This window comes from Prevotella sp. TCVGH (assembly GCF_023522295.1).
GTDB classification, from domain to species: Bacteria; Bacteroidota; Bacteroidia; order Bacteroidales; family Bacteroidaceae; genus Prevotella; species Prevotella timonensis.
Genome location: NZ_QFFX01000008.1, coordinates 45,183 through 66,501, shown reverse-complemented (window position 1 = coordinate 66,501; position 21,319 = coordinate 45,183). Strand labels below are relative to the sequence as shown.

Below are 21,319 nucleotides of genomic sequence, written 5' to 3'. Positions count from 1 at the left end.
TTCATCATTATCGTCACTATGAGGGTCTACGTCTGCTACCCTCTGTCTGTGAAGAGATAATAATTCAGCAGACCCTATTTAATCCACCAAGGCTTTGAGGTAATTTTATCATTGTTCTCTCCAAACTGCCTTGTAACAGCCTCCTTTACATTCTCGGTATTAAACTTGTTCTCTGTATCTGGATACATCCATCGGTAAGGTATTGGGGTATTGTTGAGATGTGCAAACTTGGGATACCCTGTACGCAGATGTTCAAGAAACGGATCCCAATTGCCTTGGAAGAAGCTAACGCAATATTTTTGGAAGATAATGCGCTCTATTTTTTGCTCTGCCGATAACGACTCGTCCCATTTTACCGCCTCCTGTTGCAAATACTTCTCGGCATCTTGCGGAGTGACATACTGAGCATATTCACGTGCGTAAGTATGATACCATGCAAAAGATGCCTTAATGCCCTCTTCATAATGCCGCTTCGCATCGCCAGCAATCCAACCTCTGACAACAGCTTCTGCCAAAATCTGTTGCAATTCGGCAAAGCCTAACAACATTGTAGGCTCGCCTGTGGGATGTATACGATAACGAGCATTGATTTGGGAAATCTGCCCAGCTCCTACCAAGTTCTTGTTTTCACCATACGGCACAGTGGGGTTGCCACCAGCATAAGCTGTAAAATCAGAGACTGCTTTACCTGCATTCGAAGCCTCGTTGGTGGGCAACGCAAAGAGAAACAACCGTGGATCCTTACGTGCGGTCATTCGGTCAACAAACGTCTTATCCATATAAAATCCTGACCACTGCGCGTTAAATTGCGGATAGCGATTGCCCTCCTGGTCGATATATTGTATCTGCCCATTTTCCGAATTGTCAGAAATCAGAGGCAAGGTCGCTACTTGTCTAAACTCACTTTGCACCTGATGCTTGCCCGCCTTTTGCTTATTTGACAGAGTGAGCAATACTTTCAGCCGGAATGAGTTTGCCAATTTCTGCCACATATTGGCAGCTCCTCCGTAAATAATGTCGCCTTGTATCTGCTCACCTTTTGCCGCAGCCTTAGCCAACTCTTCGTTTGCCAATGCCAGTTCATCCAGCACGCCAGCAAACACTTTTTCCTGCGTATCATATTTTGGGGTAAACAGTGCTTTTTGCTCGCCCTGCAAGGCTTCCGAATAAGGTATGTCACCAAACTGCAGCGTCAAGTTATAAAAGTAGTATGCTCTAAAGAAGTGGTACAATCCGTTGTATGCTGTGCTGCCAAGCCGATCAGCCTCTTCTTTCAGTTTGACAACCTGGAGCAATTGGTTGTTATAAAATGAGAAGTTGCCCCGGTTCCATTCATAAAACTGCTCGGTGTTATGTCCATCGGTTTGTACCACCATTTTAAATGCATACATACCACCTGTCCCCCTCCTGAAAGCGTTTTCACAAATATTTGGCAAAATAAGCTTGGGCGAAACTGCTGTCGGGTCGTTAGGATTGTCGTTAAGGTCACCGAAGTTACTGCACGAACAGGCTAATGTTCCTACCAATGCAAGGGAGATTAAAATTTTTGTCTTCATATTGATGTATTATTCTGTCATTTAAAATTTTATATTGAAACCTAATCCAACATATCGTGCCGTAGGGTCTGTAGCTCCGTTATCATGGCTGCCATCACCGCTCACGTCGGGATCTACATAAGGTGCCTTTGCCCAAAGCAAAGGATTATTGCAGAACAATGTGGCTGTTAACCCTTTTATAGCACTTGTTGATGGCAAGAAGCGATGAAAGTCATACGACAAGCTAATATGCCTTATCTTGAGATAAGTACGGCTAAAGGTATTGGCAAACAGCTTATCCATGCCATCGGTAACGATGGCTCTGTAAGGATAGTTTTGGCACCACGATTGCCAGTCTACAGCTTTGTCAAAGGTTTCATACTTGCGGGTATCAGACACTACATTGCCATGAACATCATACGAAACCTCACCCGAGACCACTCTTACTGCATTGGGCACATACACAGGCTTGCCCGTAGCATATTCCTCGTCACGATATTGTACAGACTTGGGATGTTTGCCGCCCCACCACATCTTAGGACTCAGGTTAGAGAACATTAAGCCTCCTATGGCGGCATTGAGATTTATGCCGATGGTAAAATCGTTGATGTGTATTGTGTTTTGCATACCCAGTCGCCAATCGGGTTCAGCATGTCCTATCTTGCGCTGATAGGGGTCACGCAAAGGCTGCCCGTTTGCATCCACAATGACACGGCCGTCGGAATTTCGCTGCCATACTCTGGCATAGTAATCGTCAGCCCGGTCATTATTGCGAAGATTGCCAAAGTATTGCTCACCTCCATATATCTCTGTAAGGCGCCGCACTCTATGGCTGGCGTTGAAATTAAAGTTCCATTTTATATTCTTATTTTGAACAGCTTTCACGCCTAATATCATTTCCAAGCCATTGGTAGTATATGTGTTCCCATTAATCTTACGCGAATTGAAACCAGAGGCTTGAGAGATAAGCATGTCCAGAATCTGATTGGTATCAACCGATCGATAGTAGCTCAGGTCGAGAGACACCCGCTTTAAGAACGAGGTAGAAAGCCCAACTTCAAATTGTGCCGTCTTTTGTGGCTTAATATCGGCATTGACCAAATTTGATGGGTAGTTCACCACCGTGTTGCTCCCCCATGATGACTCTTTTCTGTATACTTGTTGTATTTGGTAGGGATCAAGGTCGCTCGAGACAGTAGCCCACGAGGTAAGGAACTTGAGGTAGTCTACATATTTAGGCATCTTTACATAGTCAGATACTACCGTACTAAGGGCTACCGACGGATAGAAATACGAATTGTTGCCTTTTGCAATGGTAGAAGACCAGTCGTTACGCCCCGTCAAGGTAAGATAAGCATATTTGGAAAGGTCAAGGTTTACAGCACCATACACACTTCTAATTTGCTTTTCGTTACGTGTACCCCAATACGGCATCTCTGGGTCGTAGGTTAAGATTGAGCCAGTGGAGTTTTTCAGCGAATAGATATTGGGTACGTTCAGACCGTCGGTCGACGCATAATCATTGCGATAAGTGCGATAAAAGATAGAACTACCCGCATTTAAAGTAAGGTTAATATCGTTGAGGAACGATTTGGTATAAGTTACCAGCACATCAGCATCGACGTTATCCTGACTAATATTCCATACCTTATAGGCTCCCTCTCGCGAGTCGCCATAGTTAAGATACGACTTGGGAATTTTGTTCTCCTCAAGGTTACGATTGGAACGTAGCGACATGCGACCCATAACGTTAAGCTGTGGCAGCACCTGATAATTTAGTCTTAGTTGTGCCGTCGTAACATTCCTGCGTTGTGCGTGTCGGGCCTGCATCAAGGCAAAGTAGGGGTTGTTGTACCAAGCATAGTTGTAATTGGCTTGCTTGTAACCTTCCATTCCCGGCACCCATTGATGTTTTTTAAGCTCTCGAATATCGATGTCATCACCCATCCACTCGACAATGGAGTACATAAAATTGGAAGGGTGATAACCGTAATCCGGATAATTGGGCGAAATAACTGCATTATAGTTGAGCATGGCATCCACCATAAGTTTATTCGAAATCTGATAGCTCGTATTGAGGTTAAACCCTCCTGTATACAGCGAGGTTGCCGGAGCTTGCCCTTTTTGATAGGCATACTGCCCAAGCAGGTACACCTTCGCTTTCTTGCCCATGTACGAAAGTGACAGGGTGTTGTTGGTAATAAAGCCAGTTTCCAAGAACTCACGAAGGTTGTCATACGAATTCAGCGGCATTGGCACGCGCTCGTAACGGCCTTGATCATCGTATTGAGTGCCCTTAACGCTACCCCACCAGGGAGTTTCCTCACCAGTTACCTTATCACGAATAGGACTATTCCACTGGGGTGCCATGTTGCCCACGCCCAGCTTGGGGCCCCATTGCATGTCATCATCCGACTTGCCGCCGCCCTCACCATCCCAGAAGGCATATTGGCCATTCGAGCCACTACCATATAAGTGTTGTGTTTCGGGATAAGCCACAAAACCGGCACTGACCATATTCTTGGTAGAGAAATTAATTTCTATACCCTCGGTGAGAGCTTGCTTGGTGGTAATCATGATAGCGCCGTTTTTTCCACGAGCCCCATATAGCGCCGAGGCTGCCGTACCTTTCAGTACGTTGATGCTGGCAATATTCTCGCTCGATACATCAAACATGTCTGACTCGATAGGCACACCATCTAAAACAATGAGCGGCATGTGGCCACGAAGTGAGAAAGAGGGTGTCTCAAACAGGCTGGAAGGCACCGAAACCGTAAGGCCGGCAACTTTCCCTTGTAGCGAGGAACCCACGTTGACATTGCCTTGGGCTGTTAATTCTTTGCTTGTAACTTGTTGGGTAGTATACCCCAGCTTCTTTTTCTCCTGTCTGATACCGATGGCTGTAACCACAACCTCATCAATATCCTGAGTCTCGGTTTTTAAAAACACATCAAGGGGAGAACTCGTAACCTGAACGGTTTTAGTGATATCACCTAAATACGAGAACTCCAATTTGTCGTTTTTATTGGCTTGGATAGTATAATAACCCTCTAAATCGGTAACAACTGCACGCTTGGTACCTTTCACCCGTACGGTTGCTCCCGCAATAGGCCCCATTTTGTCTGTTACCTGGCCTGTAACTTTCAACGATTGCGCTAACAAGTTGATGCTTAGCAGCAACATACAAGATAATAAGAATATCTTTTTCATCAGAATATGTTATTTCAATGTTACTTGTGAGAAAAGACTCATGAGCTTCTGGTAATCTTTCTTATTCTCGTGCAGTGCCTTCTCAAAAGACTTGCTATCCTCTGAATAAAAAGCTGAGATGGCAACATTAAGCACTTGGTTGAGTTGGGTTGTTGCGTCTTCTGCCGAAATCTTACGTGTCTTCATTTCTTCCTCAAGACCTTTAGAAACTCTTTTCACAGCATTGAAAAGTTCGCTTTTCCGAGTGACAATACGAGTGGTAGGGTCGCCAGGCACAACTGGTATGCGTTTAAAGCAAAGGTCTTGCAGTTGATTGTACAAAAACTCGGTCTTCTTGTCAAACATTGAATGGCTTTCAACGGCTTGCAACTGAAGTTCGGTCGGTTTGGCTACGCTGTACATAAACTCCCATGTACTCGCACGATGGTTGCTATTTATGTTTTTCGCGCCAATCATATTTCCTGCCCATGGCAACTGCATTTGAAGCACTAAAATAAACGTTACTAAACTAATCTTCTTCATCTTTTTACCTAGTTTTAATTATCTGTTGCAAAATTACACATCAAGCGTTAAGAAGTTGTTTCAACCATTATACATTGTTACTTCTACTCAATTACAAGAATATTGCAGGTGAAAATGTTTGGGATAATATAAAATTAACTCTGCGCAAGGGCTAAAGGAAAGATAAACTTGCTGCTCCTCAAAAAGCTTGCACGGAAAAGCCAAAAAAATGGTCAGGTTGGAGTGCCCTATGCCCTACTCCGTCCGATGTCAAATGTTCTTTACCATAAGTTGGGCATTTTGCGTTGAATTATAACTATAAAGGTACAAAATAATAGCGAGATTACCAACTTTTATTGCAGGTTTCTTATTCCGAACTCAGGTTTGGAAGAATACTGCCGTATAGGCGCAGCTCTTTTATGGAGAAGTACTTGTTATGATGACAAATCAATTAAATAAAGCGAAAGGGGTAACCAGTGCAATTTGCTTAGAGCTTAGATTTGTTGTTGAAACAAAAGAACAAAGATTATCTTTTGCTGTCAATCCCCTTTTTTAGATGAGCGTGGCGTGATATGCGATACATAAAAGAATATGAATATTTGGCACTATCTGATAAAATTCTTATCTTTGCAACGCTTTCCAACTCAGAAAGCTTCCACACATTGCTCCCATAGTTAAATGGATAGAACGTAGGTTTCCTAAACCTTTGATCCGAGTTCGATTCTCGGTGGGAGTACTGTTTTCATAAAATGAAGAAGGTAAAATGCAGCTAAGTTGAGAAGAAACGAAATGCACACAAGTCGTCGATTGACAAATTTATGTTAAATTTTATCAGCTTAACGGTGATATCGTTTCTTATTTCTTTTATTTATCCTATATTTGTACTAGACAAGAGGTATTCCAAAGAGGGGACAACGCTTGCGTATCAATCACTAACGAAAAAGCACAAGAGCATTACAATCATCCGATGTACGTGATAGCACGCTTGGCGTATCATGTCGTTATTTGGTGAGAGCGTTCCTTATTTAGATTATCTTTTGTTATTGTTTGGCAATTCAGTTTCACAAAGTAACCTTCAAAAACATGACAGGCGCAATCATCGGAGATATTGTAGGATCTCAATTCAGATTTAACACCACTGAAGTAAAAGATAATGTCGAATTGTTTACTAATGAGTGTAGTTTTACAGATAATACGATTTGTGCGGTAGCAATTGCAGATGCAATTATGAACAACGGCTCTTATCAAGAAGCGCTATTAGACTGGTGTCATCGTTATCCAAATCCAAAAGGTGGATACAGTGACATGGTTAAACAATGGTTGAAAGATCCCAAAGCCTCTACAGTCAGTTCATTTGACAATAGTGCTGCCAAGCGCATTGGTGCTGTGGGCTGGTTGTTCAATGACTATCATCAGGTGCTATCTGAAAGCAAACGATGCGCCGAGGCGAGTCACACTCATCCTGAAGCCATTAAGGGGGCGCAGTGCGTTGCCACTTTAATTTATTGGCTACGTACCTGTAGAATACGAAGAGAGGAAATAGAAAAAGCCGTGAAACATAATTTCGGGTATGAAATTCCCAGTCTTCGAGAGATATATGCCACCATTCATCATGGACAGAATGATGCAGCTTGCCAAGAGATAGTACCTTGGTCTATTAGATGCTTCTTAGAAAGTGAGAATTTCGAAGATGCGCTACGGATAGCTATAAGTATTAGTGGAGATTCTGCTGCCGAAGCGGTTATATGTGGGAGTATAGCCGAAGCGTATTACCAAATACCTGATGAGTTGATAGAAAAGGCTTTTGGCTACTTAACAAAAGATATATTGCAAATCGTTGAGCAATATTATGAATATTTGGGAAGTCATCTAAATAAATAGTCGTCTATCTTTTTAGAACAATGCTTCCCAAATACGTGCTTGTTTAATATATCGTTGTGAGAATGAAATACTCTTCTCGAATTACAATTCTTACATGTAGCATAAATTATCTCCATACATGAGCGGCTGCGATTCCCCGTAATCGTACAATTCATTCATGTAGTTTGCGGCATTAATTCATGCTTTCAATAAAAGGATAGCTTGGATACAAATAAAAAAGCCTTATATGAAGAGCGCAGCATAGAGCAGATATCCCCAATGTGCAGCAAGCGCAGCTGCAAGTCCTCCGATAGTATGAGAAACAATGGCTTTAGAGGTAAGTTCCCGATAGCCAATGGTGTCAAGCATTGCTGTATGTGTACTAAGGAAACCGCTCCAACACATTCCAATACCTGTGAATACAGCTATGGCATTGCCATCCAGCCAACCTTGTGACATAAAGTTGGGTACCAAGCTCAATGCAGCACCAACTGCTCCGAGCGCAGTGATAGGGAAGGCGATTTGATGTGGGTCTGAAAACCCAAAGAGTGGATTGAGTAACCAATCTAATTTGTTAGCAATGGCTGGTAAAATGGCAATTCCCTCATAAGCTTTGCCTGTGAAATTGCCTTCTGCACTGGCTCCAAAGGTGAGTATCATCACTAACGTAGAAATAATAAGCACACCGGGGATGATGGAAACACCAACGTCGACGCCCGATTTTCCTCCGTCTAACAGAGAATTGAGTATGCGCAGAAACACCGATGTTTCTTCACGGTGTAACTGACGAATGGGTTGCTGGCGAAACTTCTCTCCATCCAAAGCTTCTTCGGAACGATATTGCGGATAAGCTTTGAGTACAAAGTGTTGCATGAGCCTTGTAGAGACTACGCACCCAATGCAGGCTCCTATAAAACCAATGAGGGGTTCCACGAAATAACCGTTGCCTAACATGAAGACGATGACAATGAGACCCATACCAAACGCTGTGCCGAAATTGGTGAGCGAAATATACTGATACTTCTTGAAGTAACTACCGAAATGCTTGTCTTGTGCCAAAGTGATAATGGCAGGATTGTCGGAGAGAAACGTTAATACTGCTCCAAGTGAAGCCACTCCGGGCAGTCTGAACACGGGTTTCATCAATGGTCGCAAGACTCGTTCTATTAAGTCTACAACTCCAAACTCAACAAATAGCTTCCCTAAGGCACCTGTCAACACACAGATGCCCATGAGATAAAAGCAGGTATTGAGCAACAAGTCGTGAGCCGTGTGCATAATGGTGTTGAGCATGTTAGCCACTCCCATAATGCTTGCTATTCCTCCAAACAGTCCAGTGATGATAAGCAGACATATAATCCCCTTTGGCATTCTTTTCTTTTTCTTATCATTGCTCCTGTCTGTTGTTTGCTGTTGGGGCAATTCATCCTGTGTAGAGACAGTTTCTCTCTTGACCTCTGTATTATTCACTTTGTTTGTCATTAAGGTTCGTAATCGTGTGTATCTTCTACTCTCATTATTGAAAGATATCTGTAAACGCCACCATTCTATGAGGTTGGAGTCGTGGCGTTTTCAGATATTGCTTTCATATAATGGTTCTATATTTGCGACTTCATTTGTATTTTGCAGGCAAATTTAAGATTTTTATTAGTATCTATCTTATTTCTGACTTTATTTTTTTGTTCAGCATTAATATTTTCTGTACGATAATGACATTTCAATTGTTTTTCAATGTTTGTCAAATATCTTTTATGAATCATGCTGCCGATGGTCACAAGGCTTATAAAAAGAGCGCTGCAAATTGTTGTTTATTGCAAGCTTTCTACTTTTAAGTGGGTTATCTTGCTATTGAAACTGCCCGTCTGTAACAGAGGGAATACAAGTGTACGAATGTAATAAAGGTCTCCTCGCTTTCCAAAATTAATTTTCTTAACATTCAGTTCACTCACTAATTTGCCATTGACGAAAAGACTTGTTTGCTCACGATTTCCTTCTATCATCACTTGCGCCTTTTCATGTGGAAAGAATTGATAGCCAAATGTGTTTAGATAGCCGTCTCTACTAAATCCTAACAGTCCAGAAATGGGGTCAGACAAGTAAAATTTGGCGTTTGGTGAACTAAACAAGACCGTTCCCGGAGCTTCCTCGGCTGCTTCAATATGAAAAGAAATTCGATAGTTCCAGCCTATCTGTTCTATTGCGTTGCGCTCGTTTGGCGTCACCACATCTTTAGTCAGTACGACACCTGGTTGGTATCGTCCAGCATAGTTTACGCCCGGAGCTTCGCTAAGTTGTTTCTTTTTGTCTGTAAAGTAGGTGTAATCAAAGGAAGGCTTTGCACCTATCCACATTTTCGTAGACAACGTTTGCAGTGCTGGCATCACTCTATAATGCACGTCTTGTGGACTAATACCATTGCCAACAATGTCGTTCCATACCGCAAACATTCCTCCCTTTATTTTGGGATGACGCTCTGGGAATATCACATCATTGATATTGGCTGGTGTCCACTGCTTATACAGATGTTCGGTATTAAGATAATCGTAATAGTAGCCTGCCTTTGGAACAATGTACAAGTAACGGTCTGGAATGCTCACTAAATCGTATCCAAGGTCAATCATTTCCTTTGGTTGCGAATAGTCATTCGACCATGCGTACATGAGTACATCTTTCACTTTTATAGGAGTTTTTCCTTTTGCGTGCGTTTGTTGTCCCCATACCAAGGCTTGTTTGCCAAAACTCTCCACATATTTTATATATCTATCGGTAAAATATCTGAATTTCTCTACCACAGCTTGGTCTTTATTCGAATATTCATCGGTGCCAATGTGTACACGCTTTCCACGAAAAACGGGGTCTACACCTCCCAAATATTCTTTGAATAACCCATCTAAGAATGTATATGTTTCGGGATTGAACAAGTCTAAGTGATCCATGCCATACTCCTTGCTGGCTATCTCTGGTTTGTAATGTGTAAACGCCAACGAATGAGCTGGGACATCAATTTCAGGAATAATCTCGACATGAAGACTATCAGCGAGTTTCTGTAACTCGATAAATTCTTTTTTCGTGTAATAACCATCACGAGCGGTAAGTCCTGGGTAAGTATCACATTCCAACCTAAAAGCGGCTTGCGTTTTATTCCAGTCGTTATCGAAAAACTGTTTGAAACCATTGTCATTCAAATGAATATGTAGCGCATTCATTTTATAATAAGCCATGATTTTAACATATTTTCGAAGCATATCTATAGGAAAGAACTTGCGCCCACAGTCAATCATTAACCCACGGAACGGGTAGTCTGGTGCGTCGGTGATAGTGCCGCATGGTAAAGAACCTTTGTTTTGTTCAGACAATTGGAGCAATGTACGAGTACCCCAATACAGCCCCTGCACCGTCGGCGCAATTATTTTAATGCTGGAGCCAATAACCATTGTATAAGATTCGGGGTTTGCTTTCTTGTTTTTCTTTACAACTAATTCTATATTTCCTACTTTATTTTTCCCCTTCAGAACGTTTAATTTCTGACCAAACATCTGTTGGTAATCGCTTGATAGTTGCATGGCTATTTGCTGAACCCTCGCCTCATTACTTCGATAAGTAATACACGTTTGGGACTTTATGGTAAAAGAACCACTTCCTCCTTTCCATGTTTTAATTTCTGGAATGGTAAAAGGTTTTTCGTTTGTAACCGAATAAATGTTGTTGCAGATGCTCAGTAATAAGAGTAGTAATAGAGTTTTAAGTTGTGTTCTCATTTTTTAATCTCTTTCTATTTTGTTGAATTAGTAATTATTTTACAATTATCTCACGGCATTTCGCAAGGATATCTTCCAATTCTTTTACCGTTGTGGCACGCAACATGGCAATTCGTGTCTGCCTAAAGTCGGGTATTCCCTTGAATATTGGACTTGCAGCCAAGTGTCTTCGTGTGTGCAAAATGCCACGATATTCGTCAATGCGAGCCACGTTGATGTGCAATTGCTCTAACAAGATGTCCAACTTCTTGTTTAGATCAAAGCTTTCATCACTTGGTTCCCCGTCTAAGTAGTTGCGCATCTCTTTGAATATCCAAGGGCATCCAAACGAGGCGCGTCCCACCATAACACCGTCTACGCCGTATGTCTCAAAGGCGTGTTTGGCTTCTTCTGCGGAGGTGATGTCTCCGTTTCCGATGATAGGAATGTGGATGCGTGGATTCTTTTTCACTTCACCTATCAGCGTCCAGTCTGCTTTTCCTGTGTACATCTGACTTCGTGTACGTCCATGAATGGTCAGTGCCTGTATGCCACAGTCTTGTAATTGCTCTGCCAGTTCGGTAATAATGAGATGGCTCGTATCCCATCCCAACCGAGTTTTCACGGTTACGGGAATGTGTACAGCCTTTACTACCTCACGTGTGATTTCCAACATCAAGGGAATATTCTGCAACATTCCTGCTCCTGCCCCTTTTCCTGCCACTTTCTTTACAGGACACCCAAAGTTAAGATCGATGACATCGGGCTTACTTTGTGCTACAATCTGTGCCGCTTCAACCATTGATGCCACATCTCTTCCATAAATCTGAATACCCACAGGGCGTTCTTCTTCACAGATAGTGAGCTTGCTGACCGTCGACTTGATGGAACGCACCAATGCTTCGGCACTCACAAACTCGGTGTACACCATGGATACTCCAAAGCGTTTGCAGAGCAATCTAAATCCTATATCAGTAACATCCTCCATGGGTGCTAAAAATAGAGGGTACTTTCCTAAATCAATATTTCCTATTCGCATATTTTAGAGTTGACGAGTTCACAAGTTGACAAATTCACAATGAGAGTTTCGGAGAGGGAGAGAAGCCCGCAAGGAAACTAAATTTGGAATGAAGAGATGAACATTTACATCATTAACAGATGATACATCCCACCGGGAAGAGCTTTCAATACACCTTTCATTTCTAACGAAAATAGAATGGCAGTGAGGTGAGCAATGGGAATGTCTGCTTGTACACTTAGCATGTTTATCTGTAAGTCGTTGTGCTTTTTCAACGCACTGACCACTTTTCGCTCTTCTGTTGACAAATCAGGAAACAGTTGTCGCTCTATTCCTACTTGTTGGGCACGCTGCAATTTTACGTCATCATCCCAATTCATGCTCTTTACAAAGTCATCGGCATTACTAATCAGCCCTGCTACATTGTCGCGAATCAAGTTGTTGCATCCTTCACTGTACTGGCTTCCTACGTTTCCGGGAAAGGCAAAGACCTCTCGATTGTAAGTTCGAGCCAAACTTGCTGTGATGAGTCCTCCACCATGTGCGGCACTTTCTACGACCACACAGGCATCAGAAATACCTGCAACAATCCGATTGCGTCGTACAAAATTTACCTTGTCGGCATTGGTCTGTGTCAGAAATTCGGTGAGCAATCCTCCTTTTTTCACCATTTCATCGGCGGTTTGTTTGTGCCGAGCAGGATAAAGATAGTCCACTCCATGGGCAAGTACCCCTACGGTAGGGTAGCCATTTTGCAAGGCTTGTCGATGAGCGATGATGTCAACGCCATAAGCAAGTCCGCTTATCACCAATAGTTGTGGGCACAGTTGTCTTAGTTCTCTCATGAACCGACGTATCAAATCCTCTCCATAAACCGTATTGCGTCGAGTTCCTACCACACAAATAACACGGCGTTGGTTCAAATTGATGTTTCCCTTATAGAAGAGCATCAATGGCGCATCATCACATTGTCTTAACCGTTGAGGGTAATTCTCATCATTCATGCAGAGTGGCATCACTCCATTTTCCAAATCCCATTGAAGTTCTATCTCCGCACGATGCAGCGGTTCGTCAATTTGTTGAAGCGACTGCACCAACTTGGGTGAGGCATCGGGCAAAACATCTCTAATGTTACGCCGATGCTCTATCACGGCTGTGGCAGACCCCAGCCGACGATAGAGCTGTAGCATCCCCGTGAGATGAAAATAATTGATGCGTGTGAGCGCAATGGTATTGATGATTTCTTGCGTGTCCAGCATGGTTATAAGTATTTGGCAAAGGCTTTATCGTAGTCTTCGCTGTGTCCTAATCGCCCATTGATTAAGCACACTAAATCTGCTTGACAAGAGAAACATAGCTTTTCATCTGTTGCTCGATATAGGTCATGATAGAACTCATATCTCAACCCTTTCTTCTTCATAGCCAATCTGGATATAAAGCGGTCATCGCATTTCAGTGGCACTTTATATTCCAATTTCATACGTGCCACTACAGCATCTACGCCTTCTTCGTGGAGTTTAGCAAAGCTCACGCCCAATGACTTCAAGAACAAATGGCGAGTATGTTCTGTGTAGTGAAGATAATTAGCATTGTTAACGATACCCTGAATGTCGCACTCATAGTCGCGAACTTCCATTTCTGTTTCAAAAATATATTCCATTCTTTCAAATTCTTTGGTTAAAAAATAATATTTATAGAAGGCATATAGCCCTTGATTCTCTTACCTGTTGTGTTGTTTGCCTTTCAAGTATTCATAGCCAAAGCGACAACGTAAACATTCTTTACGTTCACAATATTGCCTCTGCAGCTGGACGAGAGCTTGTGTATCTCCAGCATTTTCCACCTTGATGCCGCTCTCTTGCCATTTCCTGACAATGTGATTTGTCTCTGGCTGAAGCTGTTCTAAGTAATTCAAAGCTTTATCACATAGTTCCTCCTCATCGTGATATCTTCCATAAGCAAAAAGGATAGGGATTACCGTGTTGATGAGTAATACATTAAGGGAGGACTCTGATATTCTTTTCTCCGATTTCTTACTCACTGCTCCAAACACATAATGGGTCTGCCAATAGGTCGAAACGCCCGATTTCATCGTGTCTTTTAAGGTCTTTAATGATTCGCTTTCTACCAAATTTCTTAAGCCAAATCGGTGAGAGTGATACAGGGTAGCCAATTGAGCAATGCGAATATTGGGGAAATTTTGAGGTCGTAATCGTAAGAATTTCCATCTCTTACCCTCCATTGGCTGCAGGTTAAATTTGTGTTGCAAATACAGATATTCGTTTTGCAATCGCTCAAAATAGCCCTCTGTATCCATCGTTGCATGGTATTTCTCGGGTATCAAAGAGCGTTCCAACAACCCTGCTTGCCCCATAAAGAATGCTTCTACCTGAAAAAGGTCATCACGATGGTGAGCCACACTATGCAAAGGAATGTGCATCGCCCATTGCTCAAACGCATCGCCATTGACGCCAAAGCCAAAATTACGTGCCAAGGTAACAAATAAAACCGTCTCCCAATCACCTTGGCAAAGAGCCAAACGTTGTTTTATTTGCAATGTTTTCTGCTCCAATCGTTCTGTTTGCAAGGCAGATAACCACGCACGAACAGTGATTCGAGGCATTTCCGAAACCACTTCATGGCAAGGAGGATAAGCGTCAGCCATGAGCAGTTGTTCGTATTGTTGTTCCACCTGCGAGGGTACTTGAAGCTCCAATTGTGGAATTTCTCTGCCCGTTGTTGTGCGAACAGGCGTATCTACATCCCCAGATACATGTAAGACAACATTATTATAGTTGGTATCTTGATCATGATGATGCGCATACCAATCGCTCGATTTGTTATGAATCTCAACATTTCCCACCCAAACGGTGTCCTCCAACTTAATCTTTGCGTTGATAAAGTCAGGACCTGCATCGCTATTGTGCAATCCTGTATCTATCACCTCAACCAACTGACCATCCGTAGTGGCCAGTTGTGTTAAGGGAAACAGTCGATGTTTCCAACAATAGTGCAGCAGTTGCTCTGTCATCTTTAGCGGGATAAAGTCTACTGCAAAGCTACAAAATATTTTCTATTTATGGTATCAACTGCTCTTTTCTTTTGTTATGAATCTTTAGTCTCACCACATATTGCTGGACAATGAGGTGTGTGCAATAGAAAGAATGTCCTTACATGGTAATGCCGATACCTACACCAAAGGGCATTGCGTTGATACCTTTTTTGAATAGCGGTGTCAGAGCGTAGTGCGCATAAAGGTTTACACTGCCGAAGCCCACGTATGCCTCTGCGTTTACGCCTAAGGCGTTGATGCCCAAATCGCGTGATATTGTGTGCTTTTGTTTGCCTATACGGTATTTTGAAACTTCCTTATAACGATATTCCAAGGCGAGACCGCTGCCAGCAAAGATTTTCCTTCTCCCAATACGCTTTTGCCATTCTACCATGATTGGTAACTTGACGTAATAATATTTCAAGAAACTGGTGGTCACATCTTTTTCTTCCAACGGTAGCATACGTGTTTCTTCCTCAACTCTGTTGATGACAGATGAAGTGTTGAAGTGGTTGTGAACAAAGCCAAACTGCAAGGAAGAAACCAAGCCAAGCGTGTTTTGCTTGTTGAGTGACAAACCTATTTGGCAAGGCGAGAAGCCCCATTCGCTCGATTTGGTGTCACGCATTATTACATTGCTGTTGGCATTTAGTAAATTGGCACCATAGTAGAAATCGGGGAAATGTGGGTAAAATGTTCGTTTAGTATTCTTCCGAAGAGGAATAAAAGGAGAGAAAACAAACACCTGTTCTACCTCTTGTCCGTCAACAAAGTTCACCTCGCGCGTCTTTTTCCATTGATGTCCCTCACTGTCGAAGATGCTGACAGAGATTCCAAGCGAATCGTTGTGAATCACAACCTTGTTCTTACCAAGCATCACACTGGTGGTGTCGGTTCCTTCGGCTGCATACGATAATGTGGCTGTGCAAAGCATGAATGCAAAAAATAGTTTTTTCATATTGTATAAATTTTTATGTTGTCAATTGCTTGTGATGTATCATCGTTGAGAATAGCACATTTTCATGATTTCATCGGGGGTTAAGGCTCCTTCGATATAAATCACGGTTCCGCTATTTTTCGTGCCTTTTCCAAAAAGAATGTAGCGGTTAACACCTTCTTTTAGGGGCGTCATCATGTAATATCCACTGATTACCCGTCCATCTTCTATCACCTCTTTTATCTTTTTTGCCTGCTTTCTGTCAGCTTTCAAATAAGGTTCTATCACGGGCGCAAGATTTTTATAGGTGAGCGATTTGTAGACATCAAGTTGGAAACCACGTAAGGAGGTGTGGCGCAGAAACACCATCTTACAGTTCTTGGCACGTGCAAAGCGGTCAAAAACTTGTTCTATTTGTAGCTTTTGTTGTGCCGACATTGATAGCGTAGCGCCGAAAAGCAATACGCACAAAATCAGTCTTTGCCATTTGTCAGCGAGTAGGTTAGTTCTCATGATTGGTTTCTCCTATTTGAAAAAGTGCATTAAAATCTTCTTGCTGGGTAGAGGATACGTTGCCGAGTGCATTTTCCGCCTCCCGTATCACCGTTTCTTGGTTCGTTGTCTTCTCGCCATTGATGATGACGTAATTAGCCGATGAAGATTGAAATTGAAGGGTGAGCATAAAGAGGAATATGAAGACAGCTGCCACAGAGACGGCAGTGGCAAGCCATGACCAATGTAGCCTCCTGCGATGCGGATAGGACACCTTGTGTTGTTGTCGCTGGTGTAGTTCCCATACAAAAAGTTGCCGAAGGGGTTGCCACGCCTCTGGTATATCGCCTTTAACAGTAGCGAAGTACGTCCGCAATTCATCTTCTTCCCGACACGAAGTGTCACCGTTGAGATATTTCTCTATCAGTTGGTTAATTTTCTGTTCGTTCATCTTGTTTTCCTTTCTCTCAATAAACCTATTTTTTCCCCATTTCATCGGTGATACGCAATAGCTCTTTTCTGACGAATCGGCGTGCTCGTGACAAGTTTTGCCGTAAGGCTTCAGGACTGCATCCGCATAGGGTTTGTATTTCATGTGCCTCATATCCTTCTATCTCCTTGAGCATAAATATTTGTTGTTGTAACGGTGGCAGCTGTTGTACTACGCACCGCACCATTCGCAATTCGTCGTTGAGCTCACACTCGTGTGTGAACTCTGTAGCCTGCTCTGGTTGTTGTAGTCGTTGTTCACACTCTAATTGGCGATGCCGATAATGGTCTATTGCTATTCCTTTGAGCGTTTTGATAGCCAGTGCTTCAAGGTTAGGATGTGATTCTAACCTTTCGCGCATGCTCCACAGCTTGAGCAACGTCTCTTGCACCAAGTCTTGTGCGTCTACATTGCCCGGTTTCATGGCACTTGCCTGCTTGAGCAACACACTTTGCAGTGCCACAACTTTCTTGCCAAAGGTTTGAATGTCTATCATCTATATCGTAAACGAATGAAATCGCATTTTGTGACATCAATTCATCATTATTTTTTTAGGTGTGCTATTTTCGGTTTGCAACCGTTTACGAAAATCGTCTAAAAACGAGTGGAAATAAGTTCTTTTTGTTAAAATAATTGACATTTTTCAAATCGCGAAATAGAAATTTTTAAGCTAAAAATAAGAGGCAAAAATGCGATTTTTTTGCCCTTTCTTGGTTGAAGCATTGAGATAAGGCTGCTAAAACGTGCAATCAAGCCCGTTATTATATTAACCTTGGAGTGCTAACTTCATGAGTTAAGCCTTCAAAAGCAATGCTTGAATGGCATGAAGAATAGGGTAGATTTGCTTAATGTGTTGATTGTTAGCATATTGTAAAACTCGCGTATTTGCGACTGAGGAATGGGTTGGTTGCAAATATGCGCGTATTTTGGACGTTACGCAAAATTTTTCAAAAAAATAAATTCCTGTGAAGAAAAAGCCGAAATGGCGTCAATAAAATTTAAAAACAAATGCAATATTTTGATTTTCAACCGTTTTACACTATCTTTGTCATCATTTAAAAGTATGTGATATGAAGATAGCACTGATAGGATATGGCAAGATGGGCAAGATGATAGAACAAATTGCCAAAGATAGAGGGCATGAAATTGTGTGCGTTATCGACCTCAATAACCAAGAAGATTTTGATAGTCACGAATTTATATCGGCTGATGTGGCGATAGAGTTTACCACACCTACGGCAGCCTATGGCAACTATTTGCGAGCCTTTGCACATCATGTGAAGGTGGTGAGTGGGTCTACAGGTTGGATGAAAGAACACGGCGAAGACGTGAAGCGCATGTGTAGCGAGGAGGGACAAACCTTGTTTTGGGCATCAAACTTCAGTATTGGGGTGGCAATCTTCTCGGCAGTCAATCGTTATTTGGCTAAAATTATGAACCAATATCCACAATATGAAGTGAGAATGGAAGAAACTCACCATGTTCATAAACTGGATGCACCCTCGGGAACAGCTATCACCTTGGCCGAAGAAATTGTCGATGAAATGGACAGAATTCACGGTTGGCAGAAGGGAGTACTGCATGCAGCTGACGGCAGTGTAAGTGGTAACAACTCTATGGCTGCGGATCAAATATCCATTGACAGTGTCAGAAAGGGAGAGGTGCCTGGCATCCATACCGTAACTTATGACAGTGAGGCCGACCAGATTACCATTTCGCACAGTGCGCATAACCGAAAGGGGTTTGCCTTAGGTGCTGTTTTGGCTGCTGAATATACGGCTCAGCATACAGGACTGCTTACAACAAGCGACCTTTTCAAATTTTAAGTAACCATCCACTTCGTTTGTAGATATAGATTTTTAGATACATCATGATTGATAAAGAGAAAGCAAAACTGAATATGAAGGCACAATGGGCCAAGTTCGTTGTCGTACTTATTTTATATCTTTTATTTCTTTACTGGGTAGAAAGTTGGTGGGGACTTTTGGTAGTACCATTCATCTTTGACGTATATATCACCAAGAAGATACGTTGGCAGTGGTGGAAAGATGCCGAACCTCCTGTAAGGTTTGTGATGAGTTGGGTAGATGCCTTGGTGTTTGCCTTGGTGGCGGTGTACTTCATCAACCTCTTCGTATTTCAAAATTACGTCATTCCATCGTCCTCTTTAGAGAAATCATTGCTTACAGGAGATTATCTTTTCGTGAGCAAGGTGAGTTATGGACCGCGTATTCCACAGACACCTCTCACAATGCCCCTCACTCAGCACACACTTCCTGTCATCAACACGAAGAGCTATTTGGAATTTCCTCATTGGGACTATCGGCGAGTGAAAGGGCTGGGCTCAGTGAAGCTTAACGACATTGTGGTGTTCAATTATCCCGCAGGTGATACCATTTGTACAGAGCTTCCTTATCAAACAGAATACTATAATATGGTGTATGGCTTTGGACAACAAATCTACGCGCAAAATAATGGCGGCGAAATAAATCTCAATACGTTGAACAGACAGCAGCAACACGATTATTTTCAGCAGGTTTATGCCTTAGGAAGACAGTACATTGCCAGCAACCCAGTAGAGTTTGGCGACATTGACAGTCGGCCTACCGATAGGCGTGAAAACTATGTGAAACGCTGTGTTGGCTTGCCAGGACAAACATTACAGATAAAAAACCGTATCGTATATCTAGACGGGAAACCTAACAAAGAACCCGAAAATGTGCAGTACACTTATTATGTGAAACTGAAAAACGAAATTCCAGAGTCGCTCATAGAAGAGTTGGGCATCTCGATGGAAGACCTTGCCAGCTTGCAGCGCAATGGCTTTATGCCGCTCACAAAGAAGGCAGTTCGCACATTGGCAGCTCGCAAAGATATTGTAGAGAGCATTCGGATAAATACCGATGCCACCGTTGGTGACCTTTATCCACAGAATGCCGTAACGGGTTGGACACGTGATAACTATGGACCGATATGGATTCCTGCTAAGGGAAAAAGTATACAGATAGATATGTACAACATTGCCATCTACGAACGACCTATCAGGGTGTATGAGGGCAATGAATTGGAAGTTAAAAACAATCAGATATATATCAACGGTAGGCTGGCTCATCGTTATACCTTTAAGTTGGACTACTACTGGATGATGGGTGATAATCGACACAATTCGGCGGATAGTCGCTATTGGGGATTTGTTCCAGAAGACCACATTGTGGGCAAGCCTATTTTCATTTGGTGGTCGTCTGACCCTGACCGAAAAGGCTTCAAAGGCATTCGATGGAATCGACTATTTCGACTGGTTGACAATATTAAATAGATAGAAAACCATACCTTGCGAAACATTTTACAATGGATACTGTCCATCGTAGTGTGTACGGTAGTGATGTTGGCTATACGTGCATATCTGTTTACCATCTTTATTGTACCCAATGAGGAGTTGCGTCCAGCACTTCAGAAAGGGGACAGAGTATTGGTGAACAGACTTTCGCACACTCATTTTTCAAAGGGAGACGTGGTGTTGTTCCGTTTCAAACAAGAGGCTTTGGGGCGCATCATAGCAATACCCGGCGATACCATCGTAGTAAAGGGAGAACAATATCAAATACCAAACTACTGCCATGGTAGTTGTACTTGTGGTGAATGCCAATTCGTACTCGTCAGCAATGGACAACAACATGCATTGGTGAGACAAGGAGATATTATAGGTAAGGCGTATTCGTTATGGAGATGGAAACATCGACAGAAAAAACACGAATACAACGTGCCAGCCCACAGGCAGAGTAATGGCAGTTAAGTAATGATAAGTTAAGATAATATACAACCAAATGGCATCTGTTCTTTTGTCATCCACCTATTTCGGCCCTATTCAGTGGTATCAGAAACTCTATCGCCATGAATGCTGTTACATAGAGAAGTACGACCATTTCATCAAGCAAACTTATCGCAACCGTTGCCAAATAGCGACAACACAAGGTGTACAAACGTTGAGCATCCCTGTAGAAAAATTCGACACTCCAAAATGCTTGATGCGCGACGTACGTATTAGCGACCATGCGAATTGGCGGCATGTGCATTGGAATGCTTTAGTCTCCGCCTACGGTGAGAGTCCTTTTTTTGAATTTTTTGAAGACGATATCCGTCCTTTTTTTACCAAGAAATGGACTTTTCTGTACGATTTCAACCTCGAAATCACGATGAAGATGTGCGGGCTGCTCGACATACAGCCCGCCATTGAGCAAACATCTTCGTACCGAAGCACTGACGACTGGCACGCACAATCGGCCGAAACGGCAGACCTGCGCGACGCCATCCGCCCCAAACACCCACTGCCCGACGGGGCATTCACACCCCGGCCGTACTATCAGGTCTATGCCCGGAAGCATGGATTCATCCCCAACCTTAGCATCCTGGACCTGCTCATGAACATGGGCAACGAGGCCGTTCTCTATCTTTAACCTTTTTCGGAAAGGCATTTTTATCCTTATAAA

General features: G+C 42.7%; 18 protein-coding genes and 1 tRNA gene. 6 read left to right on the top strand and 13 right to left on the bottom strand.

The genetic code is table 11. From position 1 onward, the window contains the following. Positions 1–74 precede the first annotated feature (74 nt). The 3 genes from DEM91_RS02755 to DEM91_RS02745 are packed head-to-tail and all read right to left on the bottom strand — an operon-like array spanning position 75 to position 5,267. Entirely contained in the window at positions 75–1,556 is a 1,482-nt protein-coding gene (locus DEM91_RS02755) for a SusD/RagB family nutrient-binding outer membrane lipoprotein (protein WP_195252480.1), read from the bottom strand. A 21-nt stretch (positions 1,557–1,577) separates the two neighbouring features. Beyond that, positions 1,578–4,718, bottom strand: a complete 3,141-nt coding sequence (locus DEM91_RS02750) for a SusC/RagA family TonB-linked outer membrane protein (RefSeq protein WP_249857917.1) — start codon at positions 4,716–4,718, stop codon at positions 1,578–1,580. Positions 4,719–4,754: 36 nt separating this feature from the next. After that, positions 4,755–5,267, bottom strand: coding sequence for a hypothetical protein (locus DEM91_RS02745; protein WP_195252479.1), 513 nt, complete (start codon positions 5,265–5,267; stop codon positions 4,755–4,757). 643 nt (positions 5,268–5,910) lie between these two features. Here DEM91_RS02745 and DEM91_RS02740 point away from each other — a divergent pair. Continuing rightward, a tRNA-Arg gene (locus DEM91_RS02740) sits at positions 5,911–5,982 on the top strand. 347 nt (positions 5,983–6,329) lie between these two features. Beyond that, the gene (locus DEM91_RS02735) at positions 6,330–7,127 is read left to right on the top strand and encodes an ADP-ribosylglycohydrolase family protein (RefSeq protein WP_195252478.1); all 798 of its coding nucleotides are present in this window, start codon (positions 6,330–6,332) and stop codon (positions 7,125–7,127) included. 222 nt (positions 7,128–7,349) lie between these two features. On the opposite strand, the gene DEM91_RS02730 is transcribed toward DEM91_RS02735, so the two are convergent. The 10 genes from DEM91_RS02730 to DEM91_RS02685 all read right to left on the bottom strand — a co-directional run bounded on the left by DEM91_RS02730 (position 7,350) and on the right by DEM91_RS02685 (position 17,328). Continuing rightward, positions 7,350–8,477 (bottom strand): nucleoside recognition domain-containing protein, encoded by a 1,128-nt coding sequence (locus tag DEM91_RS02730; RefSeq protein ID WP_051331305.1) that lies wholly within the window; start codon positions 8,475–8,477, stop codon positions 7,350–7,352. Positions 8,478–8,914: 437 nt separating this feature from the next. Further along, on the bottom strand, positions 8,915–10,864 hold the full coding sequence (locus DEM91_RS02725) for a family 20 glycosylhydrolase (protein ID WP_249857915.1): 1,950 nt from the start codon (positions 10,862–10,864) through the stop codon (positions 8,915–8,917). A 34-nt stretch (positions 10,865–10,898) separates the two neighbouring features. Continuing rightward, a complete protein-coding gene (dusB, locus tag DEM91_RS02720) occupies positions 10,899–11,882 on the bottom strand; it encodes a tRNA dihydrouridine synthase DusB (protein ID WP_249857914.1) in 984 nt (327 codons plus the stop codon). 104 nt (positions 11,883–11,986) lie between these two features. Continuing rightward, positions 11,987–13,120, bottom strand: a complete 1,134-nt coding sequence (dprA, locus tag DEM91_RS02715) for a DNA-processing protein DprA (RefSeq protein WP_249857913.1) — start codon at positions 13,118–13,120, stop codon at positions 11,987–11,989. A 2-nt stretch (positions 13,121–13,122) separates the two neighbouring features. Beyond that, positions 13,123–13,521 (bottom strand): acyl-CoA thioesterase, encoded by a 399-nt coding sequence (locus tag DEM91_RS02710; RefSeq protein ID WP_249857912.1) that lies wholly within the window; start codon positions 13,519–13,521, stop codon positions 13,123–13,125. A 60-nt stretch (positions 13,522–13,581) separates the two neighbouring features. After that, the gene (locus DEM91_RS02705; protein WP_249857911.1) at positions 13,582–14,892 is read right to left on the bottom strand and encodes a DUF2851 family protein; all 1,311 of its coding nucleotides are present in this window, start codon (positions 14,890–14,892) and stop codon (positions 13,582–13,584) included. 139 nt (positions 14,893–15,031) lie between these two features. Next, a complete protein-coding gene (locus tag DEM91_RS02700) occupies positions 15,032–15,871 on the bottom strand; it encodes a hypothetical protein (protein ID WP_249857910.1) in 840 nt (279 codons plus the stop codon). Between the two features lie 39 nt (positions 15,872–15,910). Beyond that, on the bottom strand, positions 15,911–16,363 hold the full coding sequence (locus DEM91_RS02695; RefSeq protein ID WP_249857909.1) for a DUF6108 family protein: 453 nt from the start codon (positions 16,361–16,363) through the stop codon (positions 15,911–15,913). Next, the gene (locus DEM91_RS02690; protein ID WP_249857908.1) at positions 16,353–16,793 is read right to left on the bottom strand and encodes a hypothetical protein; all 441 of its coding nucleotides are present in this window, start codon (positions 16,791–16,793) and stop codon (positions 16,353–16,355) included. The genes DEM91_RS02695 and DEM91_RS02690 overlap by 11 nt, the downstream gene beginning before the upstream one ends. Before the next feature lie 25 nt (positions 16,794–16,818). Further along, positions 16,819–17,328 (bottom strand): RNA polymerase sigma factor, encoded by a 510-nt coding sequence (locus DEM91_RS02685; RefSeq protein WP_249857907.1) that lies wholly within the window; start codon positions 17,326–17,328, stop codon positions 16,819–16,821. A gap of 574 nt (positions 17,329–17,902) precedes the next feature. Between DEM91_RS02685 and dapB the strand changes: the two genes are divergently transcribed. Genes dapB through DEM91_RS02665 form a run of 4 tightly spaced genes read left to right on the top strand, consistent with a single transcriptional unit; the run spans position 17,903 to position 21,286 of the window. Next, on the top strand, positions 17,903–18,658 hold the full coding sequence (gene dapB, locus DEM91_RS02680) for a 4-hydroxy-tetrahydrodipicolinate reductase (RefSeq protein WP_249857906.1): 756 nt from the start codon (positions 17,903–17,905) through the stop codon (positions 18,656–18,658). 44 nt (positions 18,659–18,702) lie between these two features. Beyond that, the gene (lepB, locus tag DEM91_RS02675; protein WP_249857905.1) at positions 18,703–20,148 is read left to right on the top strand and encodes a signal peptidase I; all 1,446 of its coding nucleotides are present in this window, start codon (positions 18,703–18,705) and stop codon (positions 20,146–20,148) included. Between the two features lie 15 nt (positions 20,149–20,163). Further along, complete coding sequence (gene lepB, locus DEM91_RS02670; protein ID WP_008123656.1) at positions 20,164–20,625, top strand: signal peptidase I; 462 nt, start codon at positions 20,164–20,166, stop codon at positions 20,623–20,625. 31 nt (positions 20,626–20,656) lie between these two features. After that, a complete protein-coding gene (locus DEM91_RS02665; RefSeq protein ID WP_249857904.1) occupies positions 20,657–21,286 on the top strand; it encodes a WbqC family protein in 630 nt (209 codons plus the stop codon). The last annotated feature ends 33 nt before the right edge of the window (positions 21,287–21,319 follow it).

Excerpts from the sequence above, each read along its gene's own strand:
- DEM91_RS02755 (WP_195252480.1), bottom strand. The coding sequence starts at position 1,556 with ATGAAGACAAAAATTTTAATCTCCCTTGCATTGGTAGGAACATTAGCC.
- DEM91_RS02750 (WP_249857917.1), bottom strand. The coding sequence starts at position 4,718 with ATGTTGCTGCTAAGCATCAACTTGTTAGCGCAATCGTTGAAAGTTACA.
- DEM91_RS02745 (WP_195252479.1), bottom strand. The coding sequence starts at position 5,267 with ATGAAGAAGATTAGTTTAGTAACGTTTATTTTAGTGCTTCAAATGCAG.
- DEM91_RS02735 (WP_195252478.1), top strand. The coding sequence starts at position 6,330 with ATGACAGGCGCAATCATCGGAGATATTGTAGGATCTCAATTCAGATTT.
- DEM91_RS02730 (WP_051331305.1), bottom strand. The coding sequence starts at position 8,477 with ATGCCAAAGGGGATTATATGTCTGCTTATCATCACTGGACTGTTTGGA.
- DEM91_RS02725 (WP_249857915.1), bottom strand. The coding sequence starts at position 10,864 with ATGAGAACACAACTTAAAACTCTATTACTACTCTTATTACTGAGCATC.
- dusB (WP_249857914.1), bottom strand. The coding sequence starts at position 11,882 with ATGCGAATAGGAAATATTGATTTAGGAAAGTACCCTCTATTTTTAGCA.
- dprA (WP_249857913.1), bottom strand. The coding sequence starts at position 13,120 with ATGCTGGACACGCAAGAAATCATCAATACCATTGCGCTCACACGCATC.
- DEM91_RS02710 (WP_249857912.1), bottom strand. The coding sequence starts at position 13,521 with ATGGAATATATTTTTGAAACAGAAATGGAAGTTCGCGACTATGAGTGC.
- DEM91_RS02705 (WP_249857911.1), bottom strand. The coding sequence starts at position 14,892 with ATGACAGAGCAACTGCTGCACTATTGTTGGAAACATCGACTGTTTCCC.
- DEM91_RS02700 (WP_249857910.1), bottom strand. The coding sequence starts at position 15,871 with ATGAAAAAACTATTTTTTGCATTCATGCTTTGCACAGCCACATTATCG.
- DEM91_RS02695 (WP_249857909.1), bottom strand. The coding sequence starts at position 16,363 with ATGAGAACTAACCTACTCGCTGACAAATGGCAAAGACTGATTTTGTGC.
- DEM91_RS02690 (WP_249857908.1), bottom strand. The coding sequence starts at position 16,793 with ATGAACGAACAGAAAATTAACCAACTGATAGAGAAATATCTCAACGGT.
- DEM91_RS02685 (WP_249857907.1), bottom strand. The coding sequence starts at position 17,328 with ATGATAGACATTCAAACCTTTGGCAAGAAAGTTGTGGCACTGCAAAGT.
- dapB (WP_249857906.1), top strand. The coding sequence starts at position 17,903 with ATGAAGATAGCACTGATAGGATATGGCAAGATGGGCAAGATGATAGAA.
- lepB (WP_249857905.1), top strand. The coding sequence starts at position 18,703 with ATGATTGATAAAGAGAAAGCAAAACTGAATATGAAGGCACAATGGGCC.
- DEM91_RS02665 (WP_249857904.1), top strand. The coding sequence starts at position 20,657 with ATGGCATCTGTTCTTTTGTCATCCACCTATTTCGGCCCTATTCAGTGG.